Below are 26,337 nucleotides of genomic sequence, written 5' to 3'. Positions count from 1 at the left end.
CGATCGCCGGCTGCATGGGCGTGCGAGACTCACGCCCATGCAGATCAGAGAAGCCGCGGCCGAGGACTGGCCGCGGATCTGGCCTTTCTGGCATCGAATCGTCGCCGCAGGAGAGACCTACACCTGGGACCCGGACACCTCCGAGGAGGCGGCCCGGGCCCTGTGGATGAGCCCGGCCAAGCGTGTCTACGTCGTCGAGGACGAGGACGGCGCCGTCGTCGGCTCGGCCTTCGTCACCCCCAATTACGGCGGCCCCGCGGCCCACATCGCCAACGCCGGTTTCATGGTCGACCCCGACCGGGCGGGCCGCGGCATCGGCCGCGCCCTCGCCGAACACGTCCTGGCCGCCGCCAGGTCCGCGGGCTACCGCGCGATGGTCTTCAACGCCGTCGTCGAGACGAACCCGGCCGTGCAGCTGTGGACGTCCCTGGGCTTCGAGATCCTGGGCACGGTCCCGGAGGCGTACGAGCATCCGCGCTACGGGCGGCGGGTGGGACTGCATGTGATGTACCGGGCGCTGTAGGGCCTGGCTAGTCCTTGCGCCCCGTCACGGCCACGGTCACCCCGAGGCCGATCATGGTGAGGCCGCCGACGCCGCCGACCATGGAGAGCCGGCGCGGGGAGCGGGCGAACCAGCCGCGGGCGGTGGACGCGATCAGTCCCCACACGCTGTCGGAAGCCAGCGCGATCACATTGAAGACCAGGCCGAGCAGCAGCATCTGCACGGTGACATGTCCGCTGTCGCGGTCCACGAACTGCGGCAGTACGGCCGCGAAGAACACGATGGTCTTCGGGTTGGTGACACCGACCGCGAATCCCTCCCAGAAGGTGCGCAGTCCGCTGTGCGCGGGCACTTCGCCGCCCGTGAACGCGGCCCGCAGCGACCCGCGTTCACGCCACGCCTTCACTCCGAGGTGGATCAGGTAGAGCGCGCCGGCGAGCTTGAGCACGGTGAGGACGAGGACCGAGCGTTCCACGACGGACCCGATGCCGAACGCCACCGCGACGACCAGCAGATAGGCGCCGAGCGTGTTGCCCGCGACGGTGGTCAGCGCGGCCCGGCGCCCCTGCGCGAGGGCCCGTCCGATCACGAACAGCACACTGGGCCCGGGTATCACGATCAGCAGGAAGGACAGCGCCGCGAAGGCGAGCAGACGGTCGGTGGACATCATGCGATCCATGCAAGCACGGGCAGAGGCCGCTCTTCAGCCCCATTTTCCCGGCCGCCACCGCCCCGACGGCTTGGAAGATCCTTTGCGGGTGCCGCCCCATGGGCTCAGTCGATGCAGAACTCGTTGCCCTCGATGTCCAGCATCGGGATGCACGAGTCGTTGCCGTCGTACAGCGTTTGCACGTGTACTGCGCCGAGCGGGACCAGCCGTGCGCATTCGGCCTCAAGTGCGGCGAGGCGTTCCTCCCCCACGAGTCCGGTGCCGACCCGCACATCAAGATGCACCCGGTTCTTGGCAGCCTTCCCCTCGGGGACGCGCTGGAAGTAGAGGCGGGGGCCGACACCTGAGGGATCTATGCAGGCGAACCATGAATCCTGCTGCTCAGGTGGCTGCGAACGCTTGAAATCATCCCAAGTGGCAAACCCCTCGGGTGGCGGCGGTACGACATATCCCAACACCTCGCACCAGAAACGAGCGAGACGCTCGGGCTCTGCGCAGTCAAAGGTGACTTGGAACTTCTTGATCGCTGACATCGGGGCACCGTACCAAGGGCACTTGGGGCTCTGCCGCTCATTACCGCTCTCGTCAGTCCAGCGTTGCCGTCCGCTGCCACGGATGCAGCTTCTCCAGTTGCTGCGCCACCTCCAGCAGCATCGCCTCCGAGCCCGGGCGGCCCACCAGCTGGATCGCGCAGGGGGCGCCGGAGGGCAGGGTGCCGAAGGGGACGGACATGGCGGGCCAGCCGGTGAGGTTCCACGGCGGGGTCAGGGGCGAGTAGTTGGTGTTGGCGAGGACGTTGGCCAGCCAGCCCCGCTCGTGCCAGGCCACGGACCTGGGGGAGCGGCGGGCCAGCGCGGGGGTGAGCAGGACGTCGTACTCGGCGAAGAACGGCTCCATGCGGCGGCGCAGTCGCTCCCGGCTGTCGCCGTCGCGGACGCTGCTCAGGAAGCGGCGGCCGATGGCGGCGTGCACACGGGTGCGCCGGTTGAGCAGGCGCGGGTCCAGGCCCTGGGCGTCCACCGCCGTGCCCGCGGTCCAGTGGGCGAGGGACATCGTGCTCATGGAGAGCGGGTAGGGCGGGTCGGCGCGGCGGACCTGGTGGCCTGCCTTGATCAGGACGCCGGCCGCGTCGCGGGCCGCGGTCGTGTACGGCGTGCTGATGGTGACGCCTGCCAGGGGGCTGCGCAGCGAGACGGCGATCTTGCGCATGGCGGGTTCGGACGGCGGTGCCGTCTCGGTGTCCGCCAGCACCGCCAGCATCAGGCGGGCGTCCTCGACCGTCGTGGCGAGCGGACCGTTCTCGGACATGCCGAACCAGTCGCCGTCGCTGATGCCCGCCGGGACGACCCCGTGGCCCGGCTTGATGGTGACCAGGCCGCAGTTGGCGGCCGGGATGCGCAGTGAGCCCATGCCGTCGTTGCCGAGGGCGATCGGCACCAGGCCGGCGGCGACCGCGGCCGCACTGCCTCCCGAGGAACCGCCCGCCGTGCGGGTCGGGTCCCAGGGGTTGCGGGCGGTCCCGTGGACGCCCTCGGTGGTGCCGAAGACGCACAGCTCGGGCACGTTCGTCAGCCCGACGACCACCGCACCGGCCGCCCGCAGCCGGGCCACCGTGATGTGATCGTCGGTGGCGGGCGTGTCCGGCGTCGCGGCGGAGCCCACGCGGTTGGACTCGCCGCGCACGGCCAAGTTGTCCTTGACCGCCACCGGCACACCGGCCAGCGGCAGTTCGGCCAGATCGTCACGGGAGGCCAGCTCGTCGGCCTCGGCGAGCGCCGCCTCGGCGCGCACCACCCGGAAGGCCCCGACCCGGCCGTCCAGCTGCTCGATCCGCTCCAGGTGCTCGGCCACCACCTCACGGGGCGTGGCCCGCTTCTCGCGTACGGCGGCGGCGATCTCGGCGGCGGTTCGGCCGACCCAGCTGGTCACGGGCACTCCTCGGGGTGCGGTGCAGGCAACTACTCATGAGTACGCAGAGCACTCTGCCCGGCCGCGGCCTCCGCGTCGAGAGCACTCGCTCTTGGACATTCGGGCGGCTCTTCTTGGACTTTTTGCGGGGCGCCGGTCAGCTGTGGCACCTGCCCCCGCAGGTCATCCGATCAATGGGTCAACTTCAGCCCGCTCACTTCCCATTGGCAGGCCTCCGGACCCACCCCATCATCAGACCTCGGATGAATCGGGAGCCGCTCATGAGTATGAGTCCCCGTCCCAAGACGTCAGGTCCTGACGGCCGCCGCCGGAGTCGCCGCCGCAGCCGCCCTGCCCCTCACCACCGCGCCCGAGGCGCACGCCGCCGAAACGGCCGACGACCCCGGCCGCATCCTCCGGCTGGGTCCCCGCCCCCGACCCCGTCGAGCTGGTCCGCAAGGCCTCCCTGGTGCGCCCCACCGCACGGCAGATCGCCTGGCAGGCCCTGGAGCAGACCGCCTTCCTACACTTTCGTGCTCTACCCGTCCCGTTACACCAACCACACCGTGGCATCGAGCAGTTGGCGCGGCGGCCGCGGCCAGGGCCGCATCCCGCCCGGCAAGGTCGAGGACTACGACTGGGACAGCTGGTACACCCTGGTCCGCACGCTCGCCTCGGAGGCGGGCGATCGCCGTCAATCCATCCGCGTGGAGAGCTTCGTGGTGGAGGCGTACCGCGCCGGGGACTGGGCGGAGGTGACCCGGGCCGGAAGGATCGGCGCGAGCCGCATCCTGCTCCTGTCGGCGCCGGTACGGGCCAGGCGGTGGCGGCTGCGGGTGACAGGGGCGCGGGACGCCGTACGGTTCGCGCTGTACCGCTCACGGGTCTGAGGCCGTGTGGTCATCCCCCGGGCGCCACGACCGAGGTTCAGGACTGGGAGCGGCGGTGCCGACGGATTCGCCAGACCACAAGGGCCACGACGACGATTGCGGCAAAGGCCAGGGCGACGCTCCGCCCGACCAGGCTCTCGGCGCGTTCGTAGGCTGCGCCCGCCGCATAGCCGAGCAGGGCGTTGCCGACACCCCAGACCAGGCCGCCGACGGCGTTGTAGAGCAGGAAGCGGCGGTACCGCATGTTCGAGGCGCCCGCCAGCGCCGGGACGAGGGAGCGGAAGAGGGCGACGAAGCGGCCGACGAAGACCGCCGCCGGACCACGCCGGCGGATCAGGTCGCGCGCCTTCTCCACCCGATCGGCCCGTCGGCGCAGGGGCCCGCGGGACAGGAGCGGCGGTCCGGCGCGCCGGCCGATCTCGTAGCCCACGCTGTCCCCGGCGATGGCCGCGAGGACGACGGCGAGCGTCAGCCAGACCAGCTCCACGTTGCCCCGCCGGGCCAGCACACCGCCGACGATCACCGCGGTCTCGCCCGGCAGGACGAAACCGAAGAACAGCGCGTCCTCGGCGAACACCAGGGCCGTGATCACGAGGTAGACCACGGGCCCGGACAGGTCGGCGAGCCAGTCGACAAGAGCGTGCATCTGCCGACCCCCTTCTCTGCCGGGTACGAGTACCCGGCAGCGGCGGCCTAGCCCGCGGCCGTTGTGGACCGGCCCGCGGTCCGGCTTGGAGCGGACGGGCGGCTCTCCCGCACGGTCGTGCGCAGGCCCACCTTGCCCCTGGTACGGGCCTTCCCGGGAGGCCTGCGGATCGATGTGGATGCCCTGCGGATCGAACTCACGCGCGAAGCGGAGGGTGTCCTGGTCGCGGCGCGGCGGGCTCAGGTCTCCTTGAGGACCTGTTCGAGGAAGGGCACCGAGTCCACGGCCGGCGAGGCCACCAGGCTGAGGCGGTCCATGACCGCCAGGTAGTGGTCGAGCTCCTCCGGCTTGTCCAGGTACAGGGCGCTGGAGAGCTGCTCGAGGTAGACGACGTCCGGCAGGTCCGGGACGGGGAAGCGCAGCACGGTGATCGGTCCGCCGGCCGCCGCGTGACCGCCGACGTGGAAGGGCAGCACCTGGAGCGTCACGTTCGGCCAGGAAGCCGCCTCGATCAGGTGCTGGAGCTGGGCGCGCATCACCTCGGCCCCGCCGAGCGGGCGGCGCAGTGCCGCCTCGTCCACCACGACCCACAACCTCGGCGCGTCCGGCCGGGAGAGCAGTTCCTGCCGGGTCATGCGCAGCTCGACGCGGCGGGCGATCGTGTCCGGGGAGGTGATGGGGTGGCCGAGCCGGATGACGGCCTCGGCGTACTCCGGGGTCTGCAACAGGCCCGGGATGAACTGGACTTCGTAGGTCCGGATGAGGGAGGCGGCCTCCTCCAGGCCCAGGTGCTGCTCGAACCAGCTCGGGTACGCGTCTCCGTACGCCCGCCACCAGCCGGGCTCGTTGGCCCGCCGCACCGAGTCGAGGAACTCCTGGCGTACGTCGGGGTCCTGGACGCCGTACAGCGTGAGCAGGTCGGCGATGTCGCGCTGTTTGAAGCCGACGCGGCCCAGCTCCATGCGGCACAGCTTGGCGTCCGAGGCGCGTATGGCCGCAGCCGCCGTGTCCCGGCTGATGTCGAGGGATTCGCGCAGGCGGCGCAGGCGCGTGCCCAGCATGATGCGCTGCACGGTCGGCCCGCCGCGCCGGGGGCTCAGGACGTCGGCCTCGGAGGGAGCGGGTTCTCGCTGAACTGCCGTCATGGTCATCCCCTCGCCGCCGCACCGGCCGTGTCTGCATGTGTTCGGGACTCAACCAAGGAGGGTAGCACCGAGGCGTCGTACGACTGCGGTGCGTGAAGTGGCCGGAGGGCGCCGACCAGTGGCCTCCGCCCTCCGGCCGTCCGCGGGTGTGCCCGACCTCAGCCGGCGGGGAGTAGGCCGTCGAAGTCGCCGTCCTTCACACCGCGGACGAAGGCGGAGATCTCGGCACTGGTGTAGACGAGCGCCGGACCCTGGGGGTGGCGGGAGTTGCGGACGGCGACGCTCCCGTCCGGGAGGGCGGCGAGCTCGACGCAGTTGCCCTCGGGGTTGCTGTGGTGGCTCTTGCGCCAGACCGCCCCTGCCAGCTCGGTGGCAGGCATGCCGTTGCTCACGTGCTGCATCTGAACCTCTTTGAGATGAAGTCGCGTTGAGTGGACTCGTGGTCGGCGCTGCAATTGCATCCTCAATTGCATCCACGGGTGATGTGCGGGACGATAGCGTCCGGTGCCCGCCGCTCGCAAGATCATCTGCAATTGCAGGGGTAATTGCCGATGCACTTGCGTACGGACTGCCGGGCGTAGCACGATACTTCGCACAGGTGTAGCGCTCGGTTGTTCTCTCCGCAGGGGTACCAGGGGTCGCGATGTCCGCAGAGCAAGTCGCAGAACCGGTCAACCCCCTGCGTATCGAGGCGGCTTGGCAGTGGCTGTGCCAGGCCGTGGACCACATCGGCCGGCCCGGGCCCGGGCTCAGCTTTCCCCTCGCGCCGAGCTCCGCGGACGGCCCCGGCCCCGCCGACTGCTCGGTCCTCGTCGTACCGCCGATCGCCCAATCCGCCCACGTCGCCCGCGACTTCACGCGGACGACGCTCGTCGAACGGGCCACGCAAGAACGCGTCGAGGACGTGGCGGTCACTGTCTCGGAGTTTCTGAGCAACGCCCTGCGCTACGGCCAGGCAGCCGACGGCGAGGCGGAGTTGCAGCCGGCGCTGTGGCTCGCGTACTGGGACCGCTTGTCCTGCGCCGTGTGCGCGGTCACCGACGAGAGCGACCTGATCCCCGTCGCCGTGCAGGCCGACGACCTCGCGGAGTCGGGGCGGGGACTGCAGGTCGTCTCCGTCCTGAGCGACGCATGGGGATGGAATCCGCGGGCCGCCGGCGGAAAGCTGGTCTGGGCCCTGTTCCGGCTCTGACGCCGCTGTCGGTTCGGCCGTCGCACCGGCTGGCCAGGCACCGGAAGGCGGAGTACACCGATAGGACCAGAGCCGAGGAGGTGCGGTCTTGTGGGTGAGGTACAGGTGTCGGCGCAGGACGGCGAGGTGCGGGTGGGGCTCGGCGACGACCTCGTGGTGCGGCTGGCCGAGAACGCCACCACCGGCTACCGGTGGCACGTCGAGGGCATCGAGGGCGGGCTGGAGGTGGCGGCCAGCGACTATGCGCCGCCGGGAGAGCTCGCCCCGGGCGCCGGCGGCACCCGGGTGCTGCGGCTGCGGCCGACCAAGGCCGGCCAGGGGCGGCTGGAGCTCGCGCTCAGGCAGCCGTGGGGTGAGGACGTGGCCGGCCGGTACGCGCTGCGCGTCACCGTCGAGTGACGCGCGAGGGGCCGCGCCCGGCACGCTCGGACGCGGCCCCTCGCCGGGCAGGGCTACAGCAGATAGATCTCGTGGACCAGCCCGTCCGCCTCCTCACGGAAGGAGATCGGCCGGCCCGTCTGGCGGGCCTGGGAGGCCAGCGTCGTCAGCGCGGTGAACGCCCAGTCGCTGCCGTTGAAGATCTTCTTCCAGGCGCCGCCCTTGACGTGCAGGAAGGCGTTGCGGGTCTGGTTGATCGACCACATCGCGTCGACGATCGCGTTCTGCGTCCACGTGCCCGTGACCGCCGTGGCGGCCTGCGCCGCTGCGAACGCCTGCAGGTCGCCGCGGAGTTCGGGCGTGATCGTCGGCCGGGCCTCGCCGGACGCCGTCTGCTCGAACCGCGCGACCATCACATCACTGGCCGGCTTGCCGGGCGCGGTGAGCGCGCTGCCGTTGAGGCCGATGTCCACGCCCGGCGGCAGCAGTACGGGCCGCCCGGCCTCGTCCTGCTCGGCCGCGGAGCGGACCGCCTGCGTCGTGGGCGGCTGCTGCTGGGGCTGCTTGGGGCCGCTGCTTTGCGGGCTCATGTCGTGCTCTCCTCTCCCTGGTTGCCCGGTCTCACCAGGCGTAGATCTGCTGGACGCTGCCGTTGTCCTCGTACAGGCCGACCTTGGCGCCGTTCGCCTTGGACGCGGCCAGTTCGGCGAGCATCGCCGCGTCGGTCGCGCCGACGGAGCCGTTGAGGTTCAGCCAGCCGCGCAGCTCGCCGTACGCCCACACATTGGCGTCGGCCTCGTTGCTCCACAGCGCGAGGATGCGCTGGTCGGGCAGCCAGTTGTGGATGAGCGTGCCGAGCGCCGCCACGTTGTGCCAGGTCTCGATGCCGCACTCGCCGTAACCGATGCGGAAGAAGCCCTGCTCGCCCCAGCCCGGACCCCAGCTGTTCTTGCCGATCCAGCACTGCTGCGCGTCGTCGTAGCCGACGAGCGTGACGCAGTGGCCGCCCGCGAGGTCACCGGTGCGGTGCCGGTAGACGCCGCTCGAGTAGCTGAAGAAGTCCTGGTAGACCAGGAAACAGGCGGTGATGGAGCCGTAGCGGGCGATGTTCTCCTTCATCGCCGCCGGGTTGTTGGTGACGGACTGCCAGGAGCGGATCTTCACCAGGCGGTTGGGCCAGTCCGCGTTGAGCTTGGAGGCGTCCTGGTCGCCCGCCGTGTACGGGAAGTACTCCTCGATGGTGATGCCGTTGTCGCGCGCCTGGTCGGCCAGCGGCTCCGGGAACCAGCCGGTGGAGCAGGTGCGGCCGGCCTGGCGGCCGTAGTAGTAGAACGCCTGCGCCTCGGACAGATCGACCGGCAGATAGGGCGCGCCGTAGCTGAAGCGCGTGACGTGCTCCATCATGCCCACGGTGCCGAAGGCCACGCAGGAACCGCACGAACCCTGGTTCTTGACGGGCGTCGTGTAGTTCACGCCGCCGATGTTGCGCAGGTCGAACGCGGCGGGCGCGCCCACCGAGTCGGCGGTGGCGGACACGGCGGCCGCGATGTTGCTCTGCTTCGCGCTCTCGATCGCGGAGCGGTCACCGGACTCGACGGGGACGCCGAGGCGCACCACGCGCTGCTCCTCGGTGAGCGCCGTCATGCTGGTCGTGGTCATGTGCCACGGATTGCCCGCCTGGTCGAGTACCGACCTGAGGTGGTCGAGGTCCAACGGGTCGTTGACAGGCATGAGGAACACTCCTTCGTGCTCGGGGCGTGTCGGTGCCCCTGCGGCCGCCGCACGGCGGGCAGGGCAGGGCGGAGCGCGACCGAACCCGGACGGGGCGGGGCGCGTCCGTCACGCCGTGCGGGCACACGTCGCCGCACGGCGGGAAACGCTGGAGACGGTGGCACCTGTGAAACGGCGGGGCGGACGGCGCTGCACGCCGACTCCCGCCTGGAGAGAGATCACATTCTCTGAGAGGCTTTCACAGCCGTACCCCCGTAGTTGAGCGACAGCGGCAACCCCCGGTGCTCCGCGGCTGTCGAGAGGCAGCTAAGCAGAGAACCAGGGGGTCGGGAATACGACGGAATGCGGGTACCACAAGGGAGAGACACCGCTCCTCTTGCGGACGGGCGCTTGTGCGGGGTCAGGGTGCGGGGTCAGGGGCCTTCCCCGTCGATCCCGACGGCCCCGCGCGCCACCCCGGTGCTGTCCCGCACGATCACCCGGGGCACCGGCACCCGCACCGTCCGCGCGGGTCCGCCGTCCACCAGCGCGGTCAGCTCCCTGGCCGCCGTACGCCCGAACTCCACGCTGTCGCGGGACAGGGCGGACAGCCAGGGCTTGACCATGCGGCACAGGGCGGAGTCCTCCCAGGCCAGCACCGACACGTCGGCAGGTACGGAGAAGCCGAGTTCGGTCGCGGTGGCCACGCCCGCGACGGCCATCACGTCGTTGTCGTAGATCAGGGCGGTCGGGGGAGCGGGACGTCCGAGGACCCGGCGGGTGACGGCCGCGCCCGCCGCGTCCGAGTAGTCGGTGGTGACGGACTCCACCTCCCCCAGCCCCCGGCGTTCCGCCTCGGCGCGCAGGGTGCGGATACGGCGCTCGGTGTGGGCGAGGCCCGGAAGGCCCGCGATGTGCACGATCCGGCGGTGGCCCAGCGCGTACAGCTCGTCCACCACCGAGGCCATCGCACCCGCGTCGTCCGCCCACACCGTGGACAGGCCCGGGTGGCGTTCGTCGGGGGCGCCGCCGATCACCACGGCGGGCAGGCCGAGTTCGTCGAGCAGGTCGGGCCGCGGGTCGTCGGTGCGCGGGTCGACGACCAGGACGCCGTCCACGCGGTGCTCGGCCCACCAGCGCCGGTAGACCGCGCACTCGTCGGCGACGTCCTCCACCACCTGGAAGAGGAGGCCGAGATGACGCTCCGCCAGCACCTCCTGTATGCCCGAGACCAGCTGGAGGAAGAACGAGTCCACGCCGAGCGTGTCCGCGGGGCGGGCGAGCACGAAGCCGACCGTGGCCGCGCCCTCCCCGGACAGCTGGCGGGCCGCGGTGCTGGGCCGCCAGCCCAGCTGCTCGGCGACACGGCGCACCCGGTCGCGGGTGACCTCGGAGACTCCGGGCCGGCCGTTGAGCGCGAAGGAGACCGCGCTCTCGGAGACACCGGCGCGCTGCGCGATGTCCTTCATCGTCGGTCGGCGGGCCGGGGAACGCTTGGCCGGCACGTTGCTCCCCATTTCTTCCGGGTCGGTAGCTAATGCGCTTGAGTGCAAGAACCCTAAAGCGCATTAGTGATGACTGGCAAGTTTCCGGCAACACGTCTCTGACCTGTACTAATGCCGCCTGAATTTCTTTAGCTGGGATCAGTCCATTGACTTTCACCGAGAGCCGCGGGCATGGTCGCTGGCGTCCCAGCCGCCGACGCCGCCAAGGGAGCCGTGTCACCGTGCCCACATCCCGCAGAACCTTCGCCGCCCTCGCCGTCTCCGCCCTTCTCCTGCCGCTGAGCGCCTGCGGCTCCGGGAGCGACGGCGGGGGCTCGGGCGACGCCTCGGGCAAGATCGAGGGCGACATCACCTTCCAGACCTGGAACCTGCGCGCCAACTTCAAGGACTACTTCGACGGCGTGATCGCCGACTTCGAGAAGAAGCACCCGGGCACCCATGTGAAGTGGGTCGACCAGCCCGCCGAGGGCTACGCCGACAAGATCAGCGCCGATGCGGCCGGCGGCACCCTGCCCGACGTCGTCAACGTCTCCCCGGACCTCGTCGCCCCGCTCGCCAAGGCCGGACTCGCCCTCGACCTCGACAAGGTCGCCGCGAAGTACAGGAAGGAGTACCTGGCGGGCGCCTGGGCCAGCCACCGGATACCGGGCATGACCGGCACGTACGCCTTCCCCTGGTACCTCAACACCGGCCCGCTGTTCTACAACAAGTCCCTGTTCAAGAAGACCGGACTTGACCCCGACCAGCCGCCGAAGACGTACGACGACCTCTTCGCGGACGCCCTGGAACTGGCGAGGAAGAGCGACGGCAAGGTCGCCACCCTCGCCAACGTCCCCACCATCGAGGACTTCGGCCGCTACGGCGTCGAGCTCATGAACAAGCAGGGCACCGCCTTCACCTTCAACGACGCCAAGGGCGTCCAACTCCTGGCCAAATACAAGGAGTTGTACGACGCGAAGGCCCTCGACCCGCAGGCGCTGACCGCCACGCCCGAGTCGTCCGGCAAGAAGTTCCTCACCGAGGCCGTCGCCATGAACCCCGGCAGCGCCCTCGACCTCGGCAACTTCAAGAAGCAGGCTCCCAACCTGTACAAGAACATCGGCATCACCGACCAGATCACCAGCACCGGCCACGTCAACATGTATGTGATGGGCGTGATGGTCAACTCCAGGACCAGGCACACGGCCGCCTCGGTCGCCTTCGCGCACTGGGTCACCGACGCCGAGCACCAGATGTCCTTCGCCGAGAAGGTCGCCATCTTCCCCAGCACCGCCGGCTCACTGGACGATCCGTACTTCACCAAGGAGGACGGCACCGACGAGACCCGGGTGCGCATCGCGGCCGCCAAGTCGCTGAAGAACGCGGTCAACTACACGCCCGTCCTGTTCAGTGAGCAGATGAAGACGGCGCTGCGCAACGAGGTCGCCAAGGCCCTGCAGGGCAAGGAGAGCCCCAAGACGGCCCTCGACAACGCTGTCAGGGCCTGCAACACCCTCCTCCAGCAGCAGGGCTAGCGCGCGATGGCCACATCTGCCGTATCCAGGGGGCGACGCGTCAGGCGCCAACTGCCCACCAGTCCCTGGCTGTTCGCCGCGCCGGGGCTGCTGATCGCCGGCGCGTTCATCCTGTACCCGTTCGTCTCCACGCTGGTCAACGCCTTCACCGACCGCCGCACCCTGATCCCGGGCCGGTTCGTGGGTCTCGCCAACTTCCGCGAACTGCTGCACGACGACATGTTCTGGATCGGTCTGCGCAACAGCACGCTGTACGTGCTGGGCGTCGTCCCCGCGCTCGTCGTCCTGCCCCTGCTGCTCGCGCTGCTGGTGCAGAAGAACATCCCCGGCATCACCTTCTTCCGGTCCGCCTTCTACACCCCGGTCGTCGCCTCGATCGTCGTCGTCGGGCTGATCTGGGTGTGGCTGCTCGACGAACGCGGTCTGATCAACTCCCTGTTGGAGACCATCGGGGTCGCGCGGGTCGGCTTCCTCAGCGACCAGTGGCTGCTCCTGCTGAGCGCCATGGCCGTCACGGTCTGGAAGGGCCTCGGCTACTACATGATCATTTATCTGGCGGCGCTGGCCGATGTGCCACGCGAACTCCACGAGGCCGCCGCCGTCGACGGCGCGGGCGCGGTCCGCCGCTTCCTCACCGTCACCGTGCCCGCCGTCCGCTCCACCATGGTTCTGGTCGGCGCGCTCTCCTCGGTCGCCGCCTTCAAGGTGTTCTCCGAGGTGTACCTGATGGCGGGCCCGAGCGGCGGACCGGCGGGCGAGGACACCACCCTCGTCATGCTCGTCCAGCGCACCGGCACCGGCCTCACCGGCCGCGTCGGCTACGCCTCCGCCCTCTCGGTCGTCGTCTTCGTCGTCACCGTCGCCCTGATGCTGCTCGTGCTGCGCACCGACCGGAAGGAGGACGGATGAGCGTCGTCGAGAAGGTACGACCCGTGGAGGCGCCGGCTCCCGTACGAGAGCCCCGCGTGCACGTCACCGACGAGCACGGCCGCCGCATCCGGGCCTGGGAACTCGTCCTGCGCTATGTGCTGTTGCTCGCCGTACTCGCCCTGACCGTCGGCCCGTTCCTGTGGCAGCTGTCCACCTCGCTCAAGGGGCCCACCGAGGACATCTACAGCTCCCCGCCGACCTTCCTGCCGGGCCACCCCACCCTGCACAACTACGAGCGGGTCGCCGACACCATCCCCGTCTGGGACTACGCGTTCAACTCCCTCAAGGTGGCCACCGCCAACGTCGTCACCAACTGCGTCGGATCGGCCCTGGCCGGCTACGCGCTGGCCCGGCTGCGCTACCGCGGCCGCCGGGTGGCCACCCTCGCCTTCATCCTCGCGATGCTCGTACCGGTGGAGGGCGTCGTCATCGCCCAGTTCACCACCATGCGGGAGCTGGGCCTCAACAACACCCTGGTCGGCGTGGTGCTGCCAGGTTGCATCGGAGCCATGAACGTGCTGCTGATGCGCAACGCCTTCCTCAACCTGCCGTACGAGATCGAGGAGGCGGCCTATGTCGACGGCGCCAACGTCTGGCAGCGGTTCCTGCGCATCGCGCTGCCCGCGGTGAAGGGCACGATCGCCGTCGTCGCGATCTTCTCCTTCATGGGCGCCTGGGACGACTTCCTGTGGCCGCTGATCGTGCTGAGCGACCCCTCCAAGTTCACGCTGACCATCGGCCTCAACTATCTGCACGGCACCTTCGCAGGCGACGAACGGCTCGTCGCCGCGGGCACGGTCATCGCCGTGGCACCGCTGATCGCCCTCTTCGCCTGTCTGCAGCGGTACTTCTTCCGCGGGGTCGGCGAGGGTGCCGTCAAGGGCTGATCGCCGCCATCGAGTTCAAGGACTTCCGCATGCCTGCTGCCGTGCGCTTCGGCGTCAACTACACCCCCAGCGAAGGGTGGTTCCACCACTGGCTCGACTTCGACCTCGACTCCGTACGGGCCGACCTCGACTCCATCGCCGCGCTCGGCCTCGACCACATCCGGGTCTTCCCGCTGTGGCCGTACTTCCAGCCCAACCGGAGCCTGATCCGGCCGCGGGCGGTCGAGCAGCTCGTCGCCTTGGCGGACGCGGCGGGCGAGCGCGGGCTCGACATCAACGTGGACGGTCTGCAAGGGCACCTGAGCAGCTTCGACTTCCTGCCCGCCTGGACCCGCACCTGGCACCGGCGGAACCTGTTCACCGACCCGGACGTGCTCGACGGCCAGGCCGCCTATCTGCGCGCCCTCGCCGCCGCCCTCGCCGACCGGCCGAACTTCCTCGGCATGACCCTCGGCAACGAGGTCAACCAGTTCTCGGGGGGACCGCATCCCGATCCGGACCGAGCCACCTCCGACGAGATCGACGCGTGGCTCGCGCGCATGCTCGCCGCCTGCGAGCAGGGCGCCCCCGGCAAGCTGCATCTGCACGCCGAGTACGACGCCACCTGGTACCAGGACGACATGCCCTTCACCCCGGCCCAGGCCGCCCGCCACGGCGCCGTCACCGCCGTACACTCCTGGGTCTTCAACGGCACGGCCCAGCGGCACGGCCGTACGTCCGTCCCCACGGAACACCATGCTGCGTATCTCGTCGAACTGAGCAAGGCCTGGGCCGAGGACCCGCACCGCCCCGTCTGGCTCCAGGAAGTCGGCGCACCCGCGCCCCTCATCCCGCCCCAGCACGCCGCCGCCTTCACCGCGGCCACGGTCGCCCATGCCCTGGACTGCCCCGACCTGTGGGGCATCACCTGGTGGTGCTCGCACGACGTGTCCCGGAGCCTCGCGGACTTCCCCGAACTCGAATACGGGCTGGGCCTGTTGACGAACGACCGGAAGCCCAAGGACACGGCACACGCGCTGGCGCAGACGGCAGCACGCGAACATGCGCCTCCCGCATCCCGCACCACCGCGCTGGTCGTCCCCGCCGACCCGGCCACGCGCTCGCTCTGCGCCCCCGGCGGTCCGGTCTTCGACGCCTTCTTCCGGCTGACCGCCGACGGTGCCCGACCCACGACCGTCCTGGACACCCGTGCGGACGACAAGGACCACCTCACCGCACGCGGCATCACCGAAGTCGTCACTCCCGGACAGGTACTCCGCACCCCACAAGGAGGAACCAGCTCGTGAACCCCACCAGACGCACCGTCCTGCTCGCCGGCGCCGCGGCCGCCCTGGTGCCGCCGCTGCCGGCCTCCGCCGCGCCGAAGGCCGCCACCGCGACCCCGCCGTACGCCTCCTACTGGTACCCGGACTCCCTGCCCTCCGGCACCCCGGGCACCGGCATCACCTGGCGCAGCCTGAAGGCCTGGCGCGCCGCCGACGACACCGACCTCGCCTTCAACACCGCGTCCGTGCCGCTGGCTCCCCGCTTCACCCCGACGCCGGCGAACGCCACCGCCCGATCCGGACAGGCCCGCATCCAGTCGCTGGTGTCCTTCGGACCGACCTCCGGCAACCCCTCACAGGGGTCGGCGACCGCCGACTACTACACGCTCACGCACTGGGCGTACATGGACGAGCTGGTGTTCTGGGGCGGCTCCTCCGGTGAAGGGCTGATCCTCGCCCCGAACGCACCGATCGTGGACGCCGCCCACCGGCACGGCGTCCCGGTGCTCGGCACCATCTTCCTGCCGCCCACCGCGTACGGCGGGCAGTTGCAGTGGACACGGGACCTGGTGCAGAAGGACTCCTCCGGGCACTACCCCCTCGCCGCTCAACTCGTTGCCGTCGCGGCGGCCTACGGGTTCGACGGGTGGTTCGTCAACGCCGAGACCGGTGGCGGGAATGCCGCGCTCGGCGCCGACATGCTCGGCTTCGTCACGGAGCTTAAGTCGCTGGCCGCCGCCCGTGGGCAGCGGGTGACCTGGTACGACGCGATGACCGTGAACGGCACGGTGAGCTGGCAGGGGGCGCTCGACAGCCAGAACCAGGCGTTCTTCCAGGCCGCCGACGACATGTTCGTCGACTTCCGGTGGAGTGCGGGCACGTTGGCGTCGTCCGGGCAGAGGGCGCAGCAACTCGGGCGTAGCCGCTATGAGTTGTGGGCGGGTGTCGATGTCGAGTCCAACGGGTCGAACACGAGCGTGAGCTGGGACGCCATCGTGCCTTCGACCAAGGCCCACGTCACCTCGATCGGCTTCTACCGGCCCGAATGGACGCGCAACCACCTGCCCGCCTCCCGGACCCCGGCAGACTTCCACGCCGCCGACGACCGGTTCTGGACCGGTCGTTCACTCGATCCGTCGCAGCCCGACGCCTCCGACCCGTGGCGGGCGCCGGCGGTGTCGGTCGCGGACCGGTCCACGGTGTCGGCCGTGCCGTTCGCGAGCGTGTTCAACACGGGGCACGGGCTGCGGTGGTACGAGGACGGGGCGGTCACCTCGGACACGCCGTGGAACCACCTGGGGCTGCAGGACCGGCTGCCCTCGCGGCGGTGGGTGGTGCGGACGGAGGGGGAGCGGCCTGCTGTGTCGTTCGACTTCGCGGAGGCGTGGCGTGGCGGCAGCAGTGTGCTGGTGGACGGTGAACTGGACGAACCCGCGACCGTGGAGTTGTATGCGACACGGCTGCCGATCACCGTTGACACGGTTGTCGAGCTGACGCACCGGATCGACGCGGGGGCTGTGAACGTCGAGCTCGCCGTGGCGACCGCCGAGCCGAGCGCTCCGGGTGTGACACCGCCGTACAGCTATCTGCCTGTGAACTCGGTCAACAGGAGGCAGGGCGCGGCTGTGAAGTCGGTCAACGGCTGGCAGACCGTGACCGTGCCGCTCACAGGCCTTTCCGGAACGCTCCATGCGATCGCCGTACGGCTCACCGCCACCGACGGCCCGGTGCGGTGGCGGCTCGGCGGGCTTGCGGTGCGCGACACCGTCGACACGCCCGCCGCCCCCTCCGGGCTGCGGATCACCGCGGCCTCCGGCGGCGACCTGCGCCTGGCCTGGAACCCGCCCCCGGGCGCGGTACGCCACTACACGCTGCACCGCCTCCTGCCCGACGGCACCCGGCGCTTTCTCGGGGCCACCGGCCAGCACGCCTACTTCATCAGCGGCCTGCAGCCCGAACAGGGAGAGCAGGCGGCCCGGTTGGAGCTGCGCGCAGTAGGGGAGCTGTACACCACGTCGGCCCCCGTCACCGTGACCCACACCTGGTAACCATCCGCCACCGGAAGCACCGGCAGACCTACGGAGCACCCCGCATGCATGACGACCGCAGCCTGGTCGAAGCCCGTCTCAAGCGCGTCCTCGACGAGCGCATCCGCCCCGCCGTGTACCCCGAGTCCGTACCGCTGGAGGTGGCGGTGTGGCACGCCCCCGGCGAGCCGGTGCCGGTGGCCGAGGGGCTGGCGGCCGAGCCCGAGCCGATCGCGGTCGGCGCCCGGTGGGGTGCTCCGTGGGGCACCAGCTGGTTCCGCGTCACGGGGACCGTCCCCGAGGCCTGGGCCGGCAGGACCGTCGAGGCGATCCTCGACCTCGGCTTCGACGAGAACATGCCCGGATTCCAGTGCGAGGGCCTGGTATACCGGCCCGACGGCACCCCGGTGAAGGGCCTCAACCCGCGCAACCAGTGGGTGCGGATCGGCGCCCCGGTCGAGGGCGGCGAGGAGGTGCGCCTGCACGTCGAGGCGGCCTCCAACCCCGTCATCCTCGACTACCACCCGTTCCTGCCCACTCAGCTGGGTGACAAGGAGACGGCGGGCAGCGAACCGCAGTACACCCTCACCCGTATGGACCTCGCCGTGTTCGACGAGACGGTGTGGCAGTTGGTGATCGACCTGGAGGTGCTCGGCGAGCTGATGGCCGAGCTGCCCGTGGAGTCGGCGCGCCGCTGGGAGATCCTGCGCGCGGTGGAGCGGTCACTCGACGCGATCGACCTGCAGGACGTCAACGGCACGGCGGGTGAGGCCCGTTCACGCCTGGCCGAGGTCCTGTCCGCACCCGCCACCCCTTCCGCCCACCGCATCAGCGCGGTCGGACACGCGCACATCGACTCGGCGTGGCTGTGGCCGCTGCGCGAGACGGTCCGCAAGGTCGCCCGTACGACCTCCAACATGACCGCGCTGCTCGACGACGAACCCGACTTCGTGTTCGCCATGTCGCAGGCCCAGCAATGGGCGTGGGTGAAGGAGCACCGGCCCGAGGTGTGGGCGCGGGTGAAGAAGGCGGTGGCCGACGGACGGTTCGTGCCGGCCGGCGGGATGTGGGTGGAGTCGGACACCAACATGCCCGGCTCGGAGGCGATGGCCCGCCAGTTCGTGCACGGCAAGCGGTTCTTCCTCGACGAGTTCGGCATCGAGAACGAAGAGGCCTGGCTGCCCGACACCTTCGGTTTCGCGGCCGGACTCCCGCAGATCATCAGGGCCGCCGGTTCCAAGTGGCTGCTGACGCAGAAGATCTCCTGGTCGCAGACGAACAAGTTCCCGCACCACACCTTCCGCTGGGAGGGCATCGACGGCACCCGCATCTTCACGCACTTCCCGCCCGTGGACACCTACAACTGCTCCATGAAGGGCAGCGAGATCGCCCACGCGGCAGGCAACTTCAAGGACAAGGGAGTCGCCCGGCACTCCCTCGCCCCGACCGGCTGGGGCGACGGAGGCGGCGGCACCACCCGCGAGATGGTCGCGAAGGCGGCGCGGCTGCGGGACCTGGAGGGCTCGGCGCGGGTCGTGTGGGAGACCCCGCAGGAGTTCTTCGAGAAGGCCGAGGCCGAGTACCCCGAACCGCCCGTCTGGGTCGGCGAGCTCTACCTCGAACTCCACCGCGCCACCCTCACCAGCCAGGCGAAGACCAAGCAGGGCAACCGGCGCAGCGAACACCTCCTGCGGGAGGCCGAACTCTGGGCCGCGACGGCCGCCGTACGCACCGGATTCCCTTATCCGTACGAGGAGTTGGACCGCGTCTGGAAGACGGTGCTGCTGCACCAGTTCCACGACATCCTGCCGGGGTCGTCGATCGCGTGGGTGCACCGGGAGGCGCGGGCGACGTACGAGCGCGTGGCGGCCGAACTGGACGCCATCGTCACTGCGGCCCAACGCGCCCTGGCCGGTGAGGGATCGACGCCGCTCGTCTTCAACTCGGCGCCGCACGCCCGGCACGGGGTCCCGGCGGGCGGTGCGGGCACGGCGGTCGCGGAGGGCAGGACAGGCCTGGCTGCGCGCCCGGCCGGCGGATTCGTCCTCGACAACGGGCTGCTGCGCTGCGAGATCGACGCGCAGGGCCTCGTCGTATCGGCCTACGACCTCGCAGCCGACCGGGAGACGGTCGCTCCGGGGCGTGCCGCGAACCTCCTGCAGCTCCATCCCGACTTCCCGAACATGTGGGACGCCTGGGACGTGGACGAGTTCTACCGCAACACGGTCACCGATCTCACGGACGTGGACGAGGTGGTCGCCGGTGAGGACGGCGCGTCGGTGCGGATCGTCCGGTCCTTCGGTGCCTCGCACGTCACGCAGGTGCTGTCGCTGCCACCGGGGGAGCGGCGGCTGGTGCTGGACACGGAGGTGGACTGGCACGAGACGGAGAAGTTCCTCAAGCTCGCCTTCCCGCTCGACGTGCACGCGGAGCGGTATGCGTCGGAGACCCAGTTCGGGCACGTCCACCGGCCCACGCACACCAACACCTCCTGGGAAGCCGCCAAGTTCGAGGCCTGCAACCACCGCTTCGTGCACTTCGAGGAGCCCGGCTGGGGTGTCGCCGTCGTCAACGACTCGACGTACGGCCATGACGTGACCCGCACGGTCCGCACCGACGGCGACCGCGGTACGACCACCACGGTCCGGGTGTCGCTGCTGCGTGCCCCGCGCTTCCCGGACCCGGAGACCGACCAGGGCGTCCACCGCTTCCGGCATGCGCTGGTGCCGGGGGCCGGGATCGCGGACGCGGTACGCGAAGGGTGGCGGATCAATGTGCGGGAGGGGCGGCTCAACGGGGCAGCCGAGGTCGCCCCGTTGGTGAGCGTCGATCACGAGGCGGTCGTGGTCACCGCGGTCAAGCTGGCCGACGACGGCAGCGGCGACGTGGTGGTCCGTTTCCACGAGGCCCACGGCGGACGCGCCCGGGCCACGCTCACGGCCGGATTCGAGGTGGCGGGCGTGACGGAGACGGATCTGCTGGAACGCCCGGTGCCCGAGGCGGCGATCGAGCGACGGGAGGGGGACCGGGTCGGTGTGCGGCTGCGCCCCTTCCAGCTGGTGACCTTGCGGTTCCGGCGGGCCTGAGGCGGACCGAAGACGGGATCGGTGCGGTGCCGGCCGGGTTGGCGCCCGGCCGGCCTTTCCTCCGCGCGCGTGTGGCCCCGATGATGTGCCGATGAGACGAAGCACGGTCACCGACCCGGACTGGTCCGCGCAGCCGGACCCGGTACTGGCCCTCGCGCGGCAGGACCTGGCGTTCTACGGGCGCACCCGCGACCGGGCCAGACGGCTGCACCACGCCACGGAACTGGGCGCCCTCGCCTCCACCTCGGCGACGGTCGTGGCGGCCGGGCTGCACGCCCCGGCCTGGCTGACCGCGCTGATCGCGGGCGGCGCCGTCTTCTTCACCGGCCTGCGGCAGCTGTACAACCCCGGCGCACGCTGGATCGCCGGCGGGCAGTCCCACGAGGCCCTGCGACGAGCCGTCGACCGTTATCTGCTGCTGCCGCCCGCGGAACGCGATGCGGCGGCGCGGGCCGCCCTGCAGACAGTGATCGAGGAGGTGGGCAGCAGCGAGCTGCGGGAGTGGGCCGAGACGCAGGCGCAGCGCGCCAACGCCTCGCTGCCCGCGGCGAGCGGCTGAACGCGGCAGCTTGCGCGCACTCGGGGGACCGGTGGAGGTCAGACCGCCAGTGCGGGGATCACCTCGGCGGCAATGCGTTCCGCGAGGGCGGTGGGGTCGCCGATCGGTGTGAACAGGACGAGGCCCGCGCCGGCGTCGATCACCTCCCGGACGGCGGCCACGCAGTCCTCCGGAGTGCCGGCGATCGCGGCGGCCTCGATGCGGGGAATGCGCCGGCCGTAGACGCGGGCCAGACCGGCGTTGACCCGCTCACGGGCGAGCTCTGCGTCCGCGTCGATGTCGATGTAGACCCGTTTCGCGATCGAGAAGTCCGTCCTGCCCGCCTTGGCCGCCGCCTCGGTGACGAACGCGACCTGCTCCCTGAACGCGGCCGTGGTCGACGACCCCGCGCCGAAGAAGCCGTTGCCCAGCCGCACCGCACGCCGAAGCGCCGACTCGCTCGAACCGCCGAACCACAGCGGAGGATGCGGCTTCTGGAGCGGCTTCGGTTCCAACGCGGCGTCCTCCAGCTGCCAGAACTCGCCGTCGAAGGTGACGCTCGGCTGCGTCCACAGGGCTTTGGTGAGGGCGATGCCCTCGGTGAACCGGGCCAAGTACCGGGCCTTGTCCATGCCGAACGCGGCGAACGGCCGGTCAGGGCCGCCGGAGCCGACCCCCACCTCCAGTCGGCCGCCGCTCATCTGGTCGATGGTCGCCAGCGCCTTGGCGAAGTGCACGGGCTGGTGCAGGGTGCTGACGAACACGGTGGTGCCCAGCCGTAGCCGGGTCGTGCACGCGGCGGCGTAGGTCATGGCCTCCATGGGCGAGAGCACCGACCCGGTCCCCAACGGCGAGTCCTGCGCCCATGCGCTGTGGTATCCGAGGTCCTCGGCCTTCGCGAAGTATGCGCGGAAGGCTCCCGGATCGAACTGTCCGTCTCGATAGAACTGAGGGATGGAGATGGCAAATCGCATGACTCCAACGTATCGACGACCGGAGCCGAACGCGGCCCGTCCGGCAGGACGCCGTCAGGACGGCGAGGCCGACGTTCGCGCCTGACCTCCGAGCTGCGCCCGCAGCCACTCCTCCACCTCGCCGACATGCGCGGCCGCCGCCGCCCGTGCCGCCTCCGGGTCGTGGGCCACCAGCGCCCGGTAGATGGCCGCGTGCTCCCGCCGGGTGCGGGCGAAGGCGCCCTCCTCCTGATAGCCGCGCCAGACGCGGGCGCGGAAGGTGCGGGAGGACAGGCCCTCCAGGATGGCCGCCATGGTGTCGTTGCCCGCGGCGGCCGCGATCTCGCGGTGGAAGGCGAGGTCGTGGGCGAGGATCACCTCCGGGTCGTCGGTGGCGTTCATCGCCGTGAGGTGTTTCTCGACCTCGGCCAGCTGGTCAGGGGTGATGCGGGCGGCCGCCAGTGCGGTCGCCGTCGACTCCAGGATGCGGCGCACCTCCAGGAGCTCCACCAGCCGCGGACCCCGGGACAGATCGGCGACCACCCCGAACGTCTCCAGCAGGTCGCCGGCCTCCAGCTGGGTGACGTAGATGCCGGAGCCGTGCCGGGCCTCCAGCACGCCGAGCACCGTGAGCGCGCGGATCGCCTCGCGCATCGAGCTGCGGGAGATGCCCAGCTGGGCGGCGAGATCGCGTTCGGTGGGCAGCCGCTGGCCGGGCTCCAGACGGCCCTCGCCGATCATCGCCTTGATCCGCTCGATGGCGCGCTGCGTCACCGTGCCCTTCTGCGGGGCGGTCTCGTCCACGCCGTTCCTCCTGTCACCCGGTGCGCCGCAGTCTAATCGCGGAGGTGGTCCGACCAATACCGCCGGAAGCCGCGAAAATCTGGTGTCGGAGGGTGTTGTTCCGGGGAAGTGGTCTGATAAATATGCGGGCATCTGCTCGAACACCCTCAACGAGGAGCCGCCAGATGCCCGGCAGGACAGTGGGGAAGCGGAACAGGTTTCGAACGGTCGGTGTGATGGCCGTGGCCGCGGGCGCCTCGCTCGCGCTCGCCGCGTGCGGCAGCACCAAGGACACCGGCGGATCCGGCAGCGCCGGAGGCGGCGGCACCGGCAAGGTCGGGGTGATCCTGCCCCTGCTCACCTCGCCGTTCTGGCAGTCGTACAACGACTACGTGCCGAAGATGGCGACGTCCGAAGGCGTCGACGCGCTCAAGACGGTCAATTCCAACAGCGACCCCTCACAGCAGATCACCGACATCAGCAACCAGCTCAACCAGGGTGTGAAGGGCCTGGTCGTCGCTCCGCTGGACAGCGCCGCCATCGAGGCCGGCCTCGACCAGGCCGACCGCAAGGGCGTGCCGGTCGTCGCGGTCGACGTCGCGCCCGACAAGGGCAAGGTCGCCATGGTCGTACGCGCCGACAACGTCGCCTACGGCACCAAGGCCTGCGACTACCTCGGGCAGCATGTCACCAGCGGCAAGGTCGTGCAGATCATGGGCGATCTCGCCTCGGTCAACGGCCGCGACCGCTCCCAGGCCTTCCGTGACTGCGTGAAGAAGAAGTACCCGAAGCTCAAGGTGCTTGAGATCCCGGCCAAGTGGGAGTCCGACACGGCCGCCTCCCAGTTGGGCACCCTGCTCAACGCCAACCCCGACATCAAGGGCATCTACCTGCAAGCGGGAGGCGTCTACCTGGCGCCGACCCTGCAGACCCTCAAGGCCAAGGGCCTGCTGAAGAAGGCCGGCTCCGCGGGCCACATCACCATCGTCTCCAACGACGGCATCCCGCAGGAGTTCGACGCCATCCGCAGGGGCGAGATCGACGCGACCGTCTCCCAGCCCGCCGACGCCTACGCCAAGTACGGCATGTACTACATCAAGGCGGCGATGGAGGGGAAGACCTTCAAGCCCGGCCCGACCGACCACGACTCGACCATCGTCAAGCTGCCCAGCGGCATCCTCGAGGACCAGCTGCCCGCCCCGCTGGTGACGAAGGACAACGTGGACGACCCCAAGCTGTGGGGGAACACGGTCAAGTGAGCGCCCAGGACAGCCCGCCCGTTCCCCTCGTCGAGGCGCGGGGCATCGTGAAGCGCTACGGCCCCACCACCGCCCTCGCGGACGGCCGCCTCACCGTGCTGGCCGGCGAGTCCCACGCCCTCGTCGGCCGCAACGGCGCCGGAAAGTCGACCCTGGTCAACGTCCTCACCGGACTCCAGGCGCCCGACGAGGGCACGGTCCGCTTCGACGGTGAACCCGCACCTCCGCTCGCCGACCGGGACGCCTGGCGCCGCAAGGTGGCCTGCGTCTACCAACACCCCACGGTCGTGCCCGAGTTGACGGTTGCCGAGAACCTCTTCATCAACCGGCAGCCGTTGCAGCGTGGCTTCATCAGCTGGCGCCGGCTGAAGAGCGAGGCGGCCGCCCTCCTCGACACCTGGGACGTGCGCGTCGACCCGGACGCCCGCACGGCCGACCTCAAGGTCGAGGACCGCCAGATGGTGGAGATCGCCCGGGCGCTCAGCTTCGGTGCCCGCTTCATCGTCCTCGACGAGCCGACCGCCCAGCTGGACAAGCGCGAGATCGAGCGGCTCTTCAGCCGCATGCGCGCGCTCCAGGACTCCGGAGTCACGTTCCTGTTCATCTCGCACCACCTCCAGGAGGTGTACGAGGTCTGCCAGACCGTCACCGTGCTGCGCGACGCCCGCTGGATCACCACGGCCCCCGTCGCTGACCTGCCCAGGGCGGCGCTGATCGAGGCCATGGCGGGGGAGTCCATCGAGGTGATCGCCGAACAGGCCGTACAGGAAAGGCTCGTCGACGAGCACGCGCCCGTTCTGCTGGAGGCCCGCGGGCTCACCTCGGACGCGTACGAGGACGTCGACCTGACCGTGCGGCGCGGCGAGGTCGTCGGACTCGCCGGATCCAGCGCCAGCGGCAAGATCGAGCTGGCGGAGGCCATCGCGGGCCTGCGTGAACCCATCGGTGGAAGCGCCCGACTGGACGGTGAGCGGCTGCGGTTCGGCTCGGTGCGGGCCGCACTGAAGGCCGGGGTCGGCTGTGTCCCGCGCGACCGGCACGACCAGGGCCTGGTCGCCGGGATGACCATCGGCGACAACGCCACCATGAGCGTCCTGGACCGGCTCGGCCGCTTCGGCTTCATCGGCACCGACCGCAGACGCGGCTTCGCCACCGAGCTGATCGACCGCCTCGACATCCACACCGAGGGCCCCGAGCAGCCCGTCGCCGACCTGTCCGGCGGCAACGCGCAGAAGGTCGTCATGGCCCGCGCCCTCGCCTCCGACCCGCGGCTGCTCGTCCTGATCAACCCCACCGCGGGCGTCGACGTGAAGTCCAAGGAGTCACTGCTGGCCCGCGTGGACAGCGCCCGCGAGGACGGCACCGCGGTCCTGGTCGTCTCCGACGAACTCGACGACCTGCGCCGCTGCGACCGCGTCCTCGTCCTCTTCCACGGCCGCGTCGTCGCCGAACACCCGGCAGGCTGGCGCGACCATGAGCTGATCGCCTCCATCGAAGGAGTGGACCATGGCTGACACCAAGGCTCCGCCGGTGAAGCCGGTGAGCATGCCCGACGCCCGGGCGGCGAGGGCGGTCCTGCTGCGCCGCGCCCGCGAACTCGCCCTGGTACCCGCGCTGCTGCTGCTGCTTCTGCTCGGCGCCCTCCTGAACGACTCCTTCTTCACCGAGGCCACCCTGATCTCCATCCTGGCCTCGTCGGCGTCGCTGGCGATGGTCGTGCTGGCCGAGTCGCTGGTCCTCATCACCGGCAAGTTCGACCTGTCGCTGGAGTCGGTGGTCGGCATCGCGCCGGCGGTGGCGGCGCTGCTGGTGCTGCCGGCCGCCGAGGCCGGCTGGGGCACCGAACTCCCCGCCGGACTGGCCCTGTTGGCCATCCCCCTGGTGGGCGCGGCCATCGGTGCCTTCAACGGCATCCTGGTGGTGAAGGTGAAGCTCAACGCGTTCATCGTCACCCTCGCCATGCTGATCATCCTGCGCGGGCTGCTGGTCGGTGCCACCAAGGGCAAGACGCTGTTCGGGATGCCCGACTCGTTCTTCTCGCCGGCCACCACCACGTTCCTGCGCATCCCGATCTCCGTGTGGGTGGCCGCCGCGGCCTTCGCCATCGCCGGGCTGGTGCTCAAGTACCACCGGGTGGGCCGCTCGCTGTACGCGATCGGCGGCAACCTGGAGGCGGCCCGCGCCGCCGGCATCCGCGTCGACCGGGTCCGGCTCGGCGTCTATGTCGTCGCCGGTGTCCTCGCCTCGATCGGCGGTCTGATGTACACCGGCTACGTCGGTGCCATCGGCGCCAACCAGGGCCAGAACATGATCTTCACGGTGTTCGCCGCCGCCGTGATCGGCGGGATCAGCCTCGACGGCGGCAAGGGCACCATGTTCGGCGCCCTGACCGGCGTACTCCTGCTGGGTGTGGTCAAGACCATGCTGACCATGGCCCAGGTGCCGTCGTTCTGGATCGACGCCATCTACGGCGGAATCATCCTGCTCGCGCTCATCCTCGCCCGCCTCACCACGGGCCGCGCCCAGGACTGACCCCCGCCCCCTGCCCC

General features: G+C 70.5%; 25 protein-coding genes. 14 read left to right on the top strand and 11 right to left on the bottom strand.

Annotated elements, in window-relative coordinates; genetic code table 11:
- Positions 1-37: 37 nt before the first annotated feature.
- The gene (locus tag ACFY1U_RS11635; protein WP_390693923.1) at positions 38-523 is read left to right on the top strand and encodes a GNAT family N-acetyltransferase; all 486 of its coding nucleotides are present in this window, start codon (positions 38-40) and stop codon (positions 521-523) included.
- Positions 524-530: 7 nt separating this feature from the next.
- On the opposite strand, the gene ACFY1U_RS11630 is transcribed toward ACFY1U_RS11635, so the two are convergent.
- The 3 genes from ACFY1U_RS11630 to ACFY1U_RS11620 all read right to left on the bottom strand — a co-directional run bounded on the left by ACFY1U_RS11630 (position 531) and on the right by ACFY1U_RS11620 (position 3,101).
- The gene (locus tag ACFY1U_RS11630; RefSeq protein ID WP_390693922.1) at positions 531-1,172 is read right to left on the bottom strand and encodes a LysE family translocator; all 642 of its coding nucleotides are present in this window, start codon (positions 1,170-1,172) and stop codon (positions 531-533) included.
- A 104-nt stretch (positions 1,173-1,276) separates the two neighbouring features.
- Entirely contained in the window at positions 1,277-1,705 is a 429-nt protein-coding gene (locus ACFY1U_RS11625; RefSeq protein ID WP_390693921.1) for a VOC family protein, read from the bottom strand.
- Positions 1,706-1,757: 52 nt separating this feature from the next.
- On the bottom strand, positions 1,758-3,101 hold the full coding sequence (locus tag ACFY1U_RS11620) for an amidase (protein WP_390693920.1): 1,344 nt from the start codon (positions 3,099-3,101) through the stop codon (positions 1,758-1,760).
- A gap of 545 nt (positions 3,102-3,646) precedes the next feature.
- On the opposite strand from ACFY1U_RS11620, the gene ACFY1U_RS11615 reads away from it, so the two are divergent.
- Positions 3,647-3,970, top strand: coding sequence for a hypothetical protein (locus tag ACFY1U_RS11615; protein WP_390693919.1), 324 nt, complete (start codon positions 3,647-3,649; stop codon positions 3,968-3,970).
- Between the two features lie 37 nt (positions 3,971-4,007).
- On the opposite strand, the gene ACFY1U_RS11610 is transcribed toward ACFY1U_RS11615, so the two are convergent.
- The 3 genes from ACFY1U_RS11610 to ACFY1U_RS11600 form a co-directional block, all read right to left on the bottom strand.
- Positions 4,008-4,616 carry a DedA family protein gene (locus tag ACFY1U_RS11610; protein WP_390693918.1) on the bottom strand — a complete coding sequence of 203 codons (609 nt, stop codon included), beginning with the start codon at positions 4,614-4,616 and terminating at the stop codon, positions 4,008-4,010.
- A gap of 239 nt (positions 4,617-4,855) precedes the next feature.
- Positions 4,856-5,761 carry a DUF5753 domain-containing protein gene (locus tag ACFY1U_RS11605; RefSeq protein ID WP_390693917.1) on the bottom strand — a complete coding sequence of 302 codons (906 nt, stop codon included), beginning with the start codon at positions 5,759-5,761 and terminating at the stop codon, positions 4,856-4,858.
- A 158-nt stretch (positions 5,762-5,919) separates the two neighbouring features.
- Complete coding sequence (locus tag ACFY1U_RS11600) at positions 5,920-6,162, bottom strand: DUF397 domain-containing protein (protein ID WP_123969107.1); 243 nt, start codon at positions 6,160-6,162, stop codon at positions 5,920-5,922.
- A 242-nt stretch (positions 6,163-6,404) separates the two neighbouring features.
- Here ACFY1U_RS11600 and ACFY1U_RS11595 point away from each other — a divergent pair, with 242 nt between their 5' ends.
- On the top strand, positions 6,405-6,953 hold the full coding sequence (locus ACFY1U_RS11595) for an ATP-binding protein (protein WP_390693916.1): 549 nt from the start codon (positions 6,405-6,407) through the stop codon (positions 6,951-6,953).
- Positions 6,954-7,043: 90 nt separating this feature from the next.
- Entirely contained in the window at positions 7,044-7,352 is a 309-nt protein-coding gene (locus ACFY1U_RS11590; RefSeq protein WP_390693915.1) for a protease inhibitor I42 family protein, read from the top strand.
- Positions 7,353-7,405: 53 nt separating this feature from the next.
- Here the strand turns inward: ACFY1U_RS11590 and ACFY1U_RS11585 are convergent, their stop codons facing one another.
- The 3 genes from ACFY1U_RS11585 to ACFY1U_RS11575 form a co-directional block, all read right to left on the bottom strand.
- Positions 7,406-7,921, bottom strand: a complete 516-nt coding sequence (locus tag ACFY1U_RS11585; protein ID WP_390693914.1) for a hypothetical protein — start codon at positions 7,919-7,921, stop codon at positions 7,406-7,408.
- Positions 7,922-7,952: 31 nt separating this feature from the next.
- Positions 7,953-9,062 (bottom strand): C1 family peptidase, encoded by a 1,110-nt coding sequence (locus ACFY1U_RS11580; protein WP_390693913.1) that lies wholly within the window; start codon positions 9,060-9,062, stop codon positions 7,953-7,955.
- Positions 9,063-9,475: 413 nt separating this feature from the next.
- Positions 9,476-10,546, bottom strand: a complete 1,071-nt coding sequence (locus ACFY1U_RS11575) for a LacI family DNA-binding transcriptional regulator (RefSeq protein WP_390693912.1) — start codon at positions 10,544-10,546, stop codon at positions 9,476-9,478.
- Between the two features lie 221 nt (positions 10,547-10,767).
- Between ACFY1U_RS11575 and ACFY1U_RS11570 the strand changes: the two genes are divergently transcribed.
- The 7 genes from ACFY1U_RS11570 to ACFY1U_RS11540 all read left to right on the top strand — a co-directional run bounded on the left by ACFY1U_RS11570 (position 10,768) and on the right by ACFY1U_RS11540 (position 20,814).
- The gene (locus ACFY1U_RS11570) at positions 10,768-12,060 is read left to right on the top strand and encodes an ABC transporter substrate-binding protein (protein ID WP_390693911.1); all 1,293 of its coding nucleotides are present in this window, start codon (positions 10,768-10,770) and stop codon (positions 12,058-12,060) included.
- Positions 12,061-12,066: 6 nt separating this feature from the next.
- Complete coding sequence (locus ACFY1U_RS11565; RefSeq protein ID WP_390693910.1) at positions 12,067-12,969, top strand: carbohydrate ABC transporter permease; 903 nt, start codon at positions 12,067-12,069, stop codon at positions 12,967-12,969.
- Entirely contained in the window at positions 12,966-13,877 is a 912-nt protein-coding gene (locus tag ACFY1U_RS11560) for a carbohydrate ABC transporter permease (RefSeq protein WP_390693909.1), read from the top strand. The genes ACFY1U_RS11565 and ACFY1U_RS11560 overlap by 4 nt, the downstream gene beginning before the upstream one ends.
- Positions 13,878-13,906: 29 nt before the next feature.
- Positions 13,907-15,163, top strand: coding sequence for a glycosyl hydrolase (locus ACFY1U_RS11555; protein WP_390693908.1), 1,257 nt, complete (start codon positions 13,907-13,909; stop codon positions 15,161-15,163).
- Entirely contained in the window at positions 15,160-17,190 is a 2,031-nt protein-coding gene (locus ACFY1U_RS11550; protein WP_390693907.1) for an endo-beta-N-acetylglucosaminidase, read from the top strand. The genes ACFY1U_RS11555 and ACFY1U_RS11550 overlap by 4 nt, the downstream gene beginning before the upstream one ends.
- Positions 17,191-17,234: 44 nt before the next feature.
- A complete protein-coding gene (locus ACFY1U_RS11545) occupies positions 17,235-20,255 on the top strand; it encodes an alpha-mannosidase (protein WP_390693905.1) in 3,021 nt (1,006 codons plus the stop codon).
- Between the two features lie 91 nt (positions 20,256-20,346).
- Positions 20,347-20,814 carry a DUF4231 domain-containing protein gene (locus ACFY1U_RS11540; RefSeq protein ID WP_390693904.1) on the top strand — a complete coding sequence of 156 codons (468 nt, stop codon included), beginning with the start codon at positions 20,347-20,349 and terminating at the stop codon, positions 20,812-20,814.
- Positions 20,815-20,852: 38 nt separating this feature from the next.
- On the opposite strand, the gene ACFY1U_RS11535 is transcribed toward ACFY1U_RS11540, so the two are convergent.
- Entirely contained in the window at positions 20,853-21,767 is a 915-nt protein-coding gene (locus ACFY1U_RS11535; protein WP_390693903.1) for an LLM class flavin-dependent oxidoreductase, read from the bottom strand.
- A 54-nt stretch (positions 21,768-21,821) separates the two neighbouring features.
- On the bottom strand, positions 21,822-22,550 hold the full coding sequence (locus ACFY1U_RS11530; RefSeq protein ID WP_390693902.1) for a FadR/GntR family transcriptional regulator: 729 nt from the start codon (positions 22,548-22,550) through the stop codon (positions 21,822-21,824).
- A gap of 164 nt (positions 22,551-22,714) precedes the next feature.
- Between ACFY1U_RS11530 and ACFY1U_RS11525 the strand changes: the two genes are divergently transcribed.
- The 3 genes from ACFY1U_RS11525 to ACFY1U_RS11515 are packed head-to-tail and all read left to right on the top strand — an operon-like array spanning position 22,715 to position 26,320.
- Positions 22,715-23,788, top strand: a complete 1,074-nt coding sequence (locus ACFY1U_RS11525) for a sugar ABC transporter substrate-binding protein (protein ID WP_390693901.1) — start codon at positions 22,715-22,717, stop codon at positions 23,786-23,788.
- Positions 23,785-25,302 (top strand): sugar ABC transporter ATP-binding protein, encoded by a 1,518-nt coding sequence (locus ACFY1U_RS11520; RefSeq protein ID WP_390693900.1) that lies wholly within the window; start codon positions 23,785-23,787, stop codon positions 25,300-25,302. Before ACFY1U_RS11525 ends, ACFY1U_RS11520 begins: the two co-directional genes overlap by 4 nt.
- Positions 25,295-26,320: an ABC transporter permease gene (locus ACFY1U_RS11515; protein ID WP_390693899.1), complete on the top strand. Its 1,026-nt coding sequence runs from the start codon at positions 25,295-25,297 to the stop codon at positions 26,318-26,320. Before ACFY1U_RS11520 ends, ACFY1U_RS11515 begins: the two co-directional genes overlap by 8 nt.
- The last annotated feature ends 17 nt before the right edge of the window (positions 26,321-26,337 follow it).

The sequence above is a fragment of the Streptomyces sp. NPDC001351 genome, from assembly GCF_042896045.1.
Taxonomy (GTDB): domain Bacteria; phylum Actinomycetota; class Actinomycetes; order Streptomycetales; family Streptomycetaceae; genus Streptomyces.
This window is presented reverse-complemented; position numbering and strand designations above follow the sequence as displayed.

Bases quoted from the DNA above. Each gene is read 5' to 3' on its own strand.
- ACFY1U_RS11605 (WP_390693917.1), bottom strand. From the start codon at position 5,761: ATGACGGCAGTTCAGCGAGAACCCGCTCCCTCCGAGGCCGACGTCCTG.
- ACFY1U_RS11565 (WP_390693910.1), top strand. From the start codon at position 12,067: ATGGCCACATCTGCCGTATCCAGGGGGCGACGCGTCAGGCGCCAACTG.
- ACFY1U_RS11555 (WP_390693908.1), top strand. From the start codon at position 13,907: ATGCCTGCTGCCGTGCGCTTCGGCGTCAACTACACCCCCAGCGAAGGG.
- ACFY1U_RS11595 (WP_390693916.1), top strand. From the start codon at position 6,405: ATGTCCGCAGAGCAAGTCGCAGAACCGGTCAACCCCCTGCGTATCGAG.
- ACFY1U_RS11525 (WP_390693901.1), top strand. From the start codon at position 22,715: ATGCCCGGCAGGACAGTGGGGAAGCGGAACAGGTTTCGAACGGTCGGT.
- ACFY1U_RS11600 (WP_123969107.1), bottom strand. From the start codon at position 6,162: ATGCAGCACGTGAGCAACGGCATGCCTGCCACCGAGCTGGCAGGGGCG.
- ACFY1U_RS11545 (WP_390693905.1), top strand. From the start codon at position 17,235: ATGCATGACGACCGCAGCCTGGTCGAAGCCCGTCTCAAGCGCGTCCTC.
- ACFY1U_RS11635 (WP_390693923.1), top strand. From the start codon at position 38: ATGCAGATCAGAGAAGCCGCGGCCGAGGACTGGCCGCGGATCTGGCCT.
- ACFY1U_RS11515 (WP_390693899.1), top strand. From the start codon at position 25,295: ATGGCTGACACCAAGGCTCCGCCGGTGAAGCCGGTGAGCATGCCCGAC.
- ACFY1U_RS11560 (WP_390693909.1), top strand. From the start codon at position 12,966: ATGAGCGTCGTCGAGAAGGTACGACCCGTGGAGGCGCCGGCTCCCGTA.
- ACFY1U_RS11540 (WP_390693904.1), top strand. From the start codon at position 20,347: ATGAGACGAAGCACGGTCACCGACCCGGACTGGTCCGCGCAGCCGGAC.
- ACFY1U_RS11625 (WP_390693921.1), bottom strand. From the start codon at position 1,705: ATGTCAGCGATCAAGAAGTTCCAAGTCACCTTTGACTGCGCAGAGCCC.
- ACFY1U_RS11610 (WP_390693918.1), bottom strand. From the start codon at position 4,616: ATGCACGCTCTTGTCGACTGGCTCGCCGACCTGTCCGGGCCCGTGGTC.
- ACFY1U_RS11580 (WP_390693913.1), bottom strand. From the start codon at position 9,062: ATGCCTGTCAACGACCCGTTGGACCTCGACCACCTCAGGTCGGTACTC.
- ACFY1U_RS11630 (WP_390693922.1), bottom strand. From the start codon at position 1,172: ATGATGTCCACCGACCGTCTGCTCGCCTTCGCGGCGCTGTCCTTCCTG.
- ACFY1U_RS11585 (WP_390693914.1), bottom strand. From the start codon at position 7,921: ATGAGCCCGCAAAGCAGCGGCCCCAAGCAGCCCCAGCAGCAGCCGCCC.
- ACFY1U_RS11535 (WP_390693903.1), bottom strand. From the start codon at position 21,767: ATGCGATTTGCCATCTCCATCCCTCAGTTCTATCGAGACGGACAGTTC.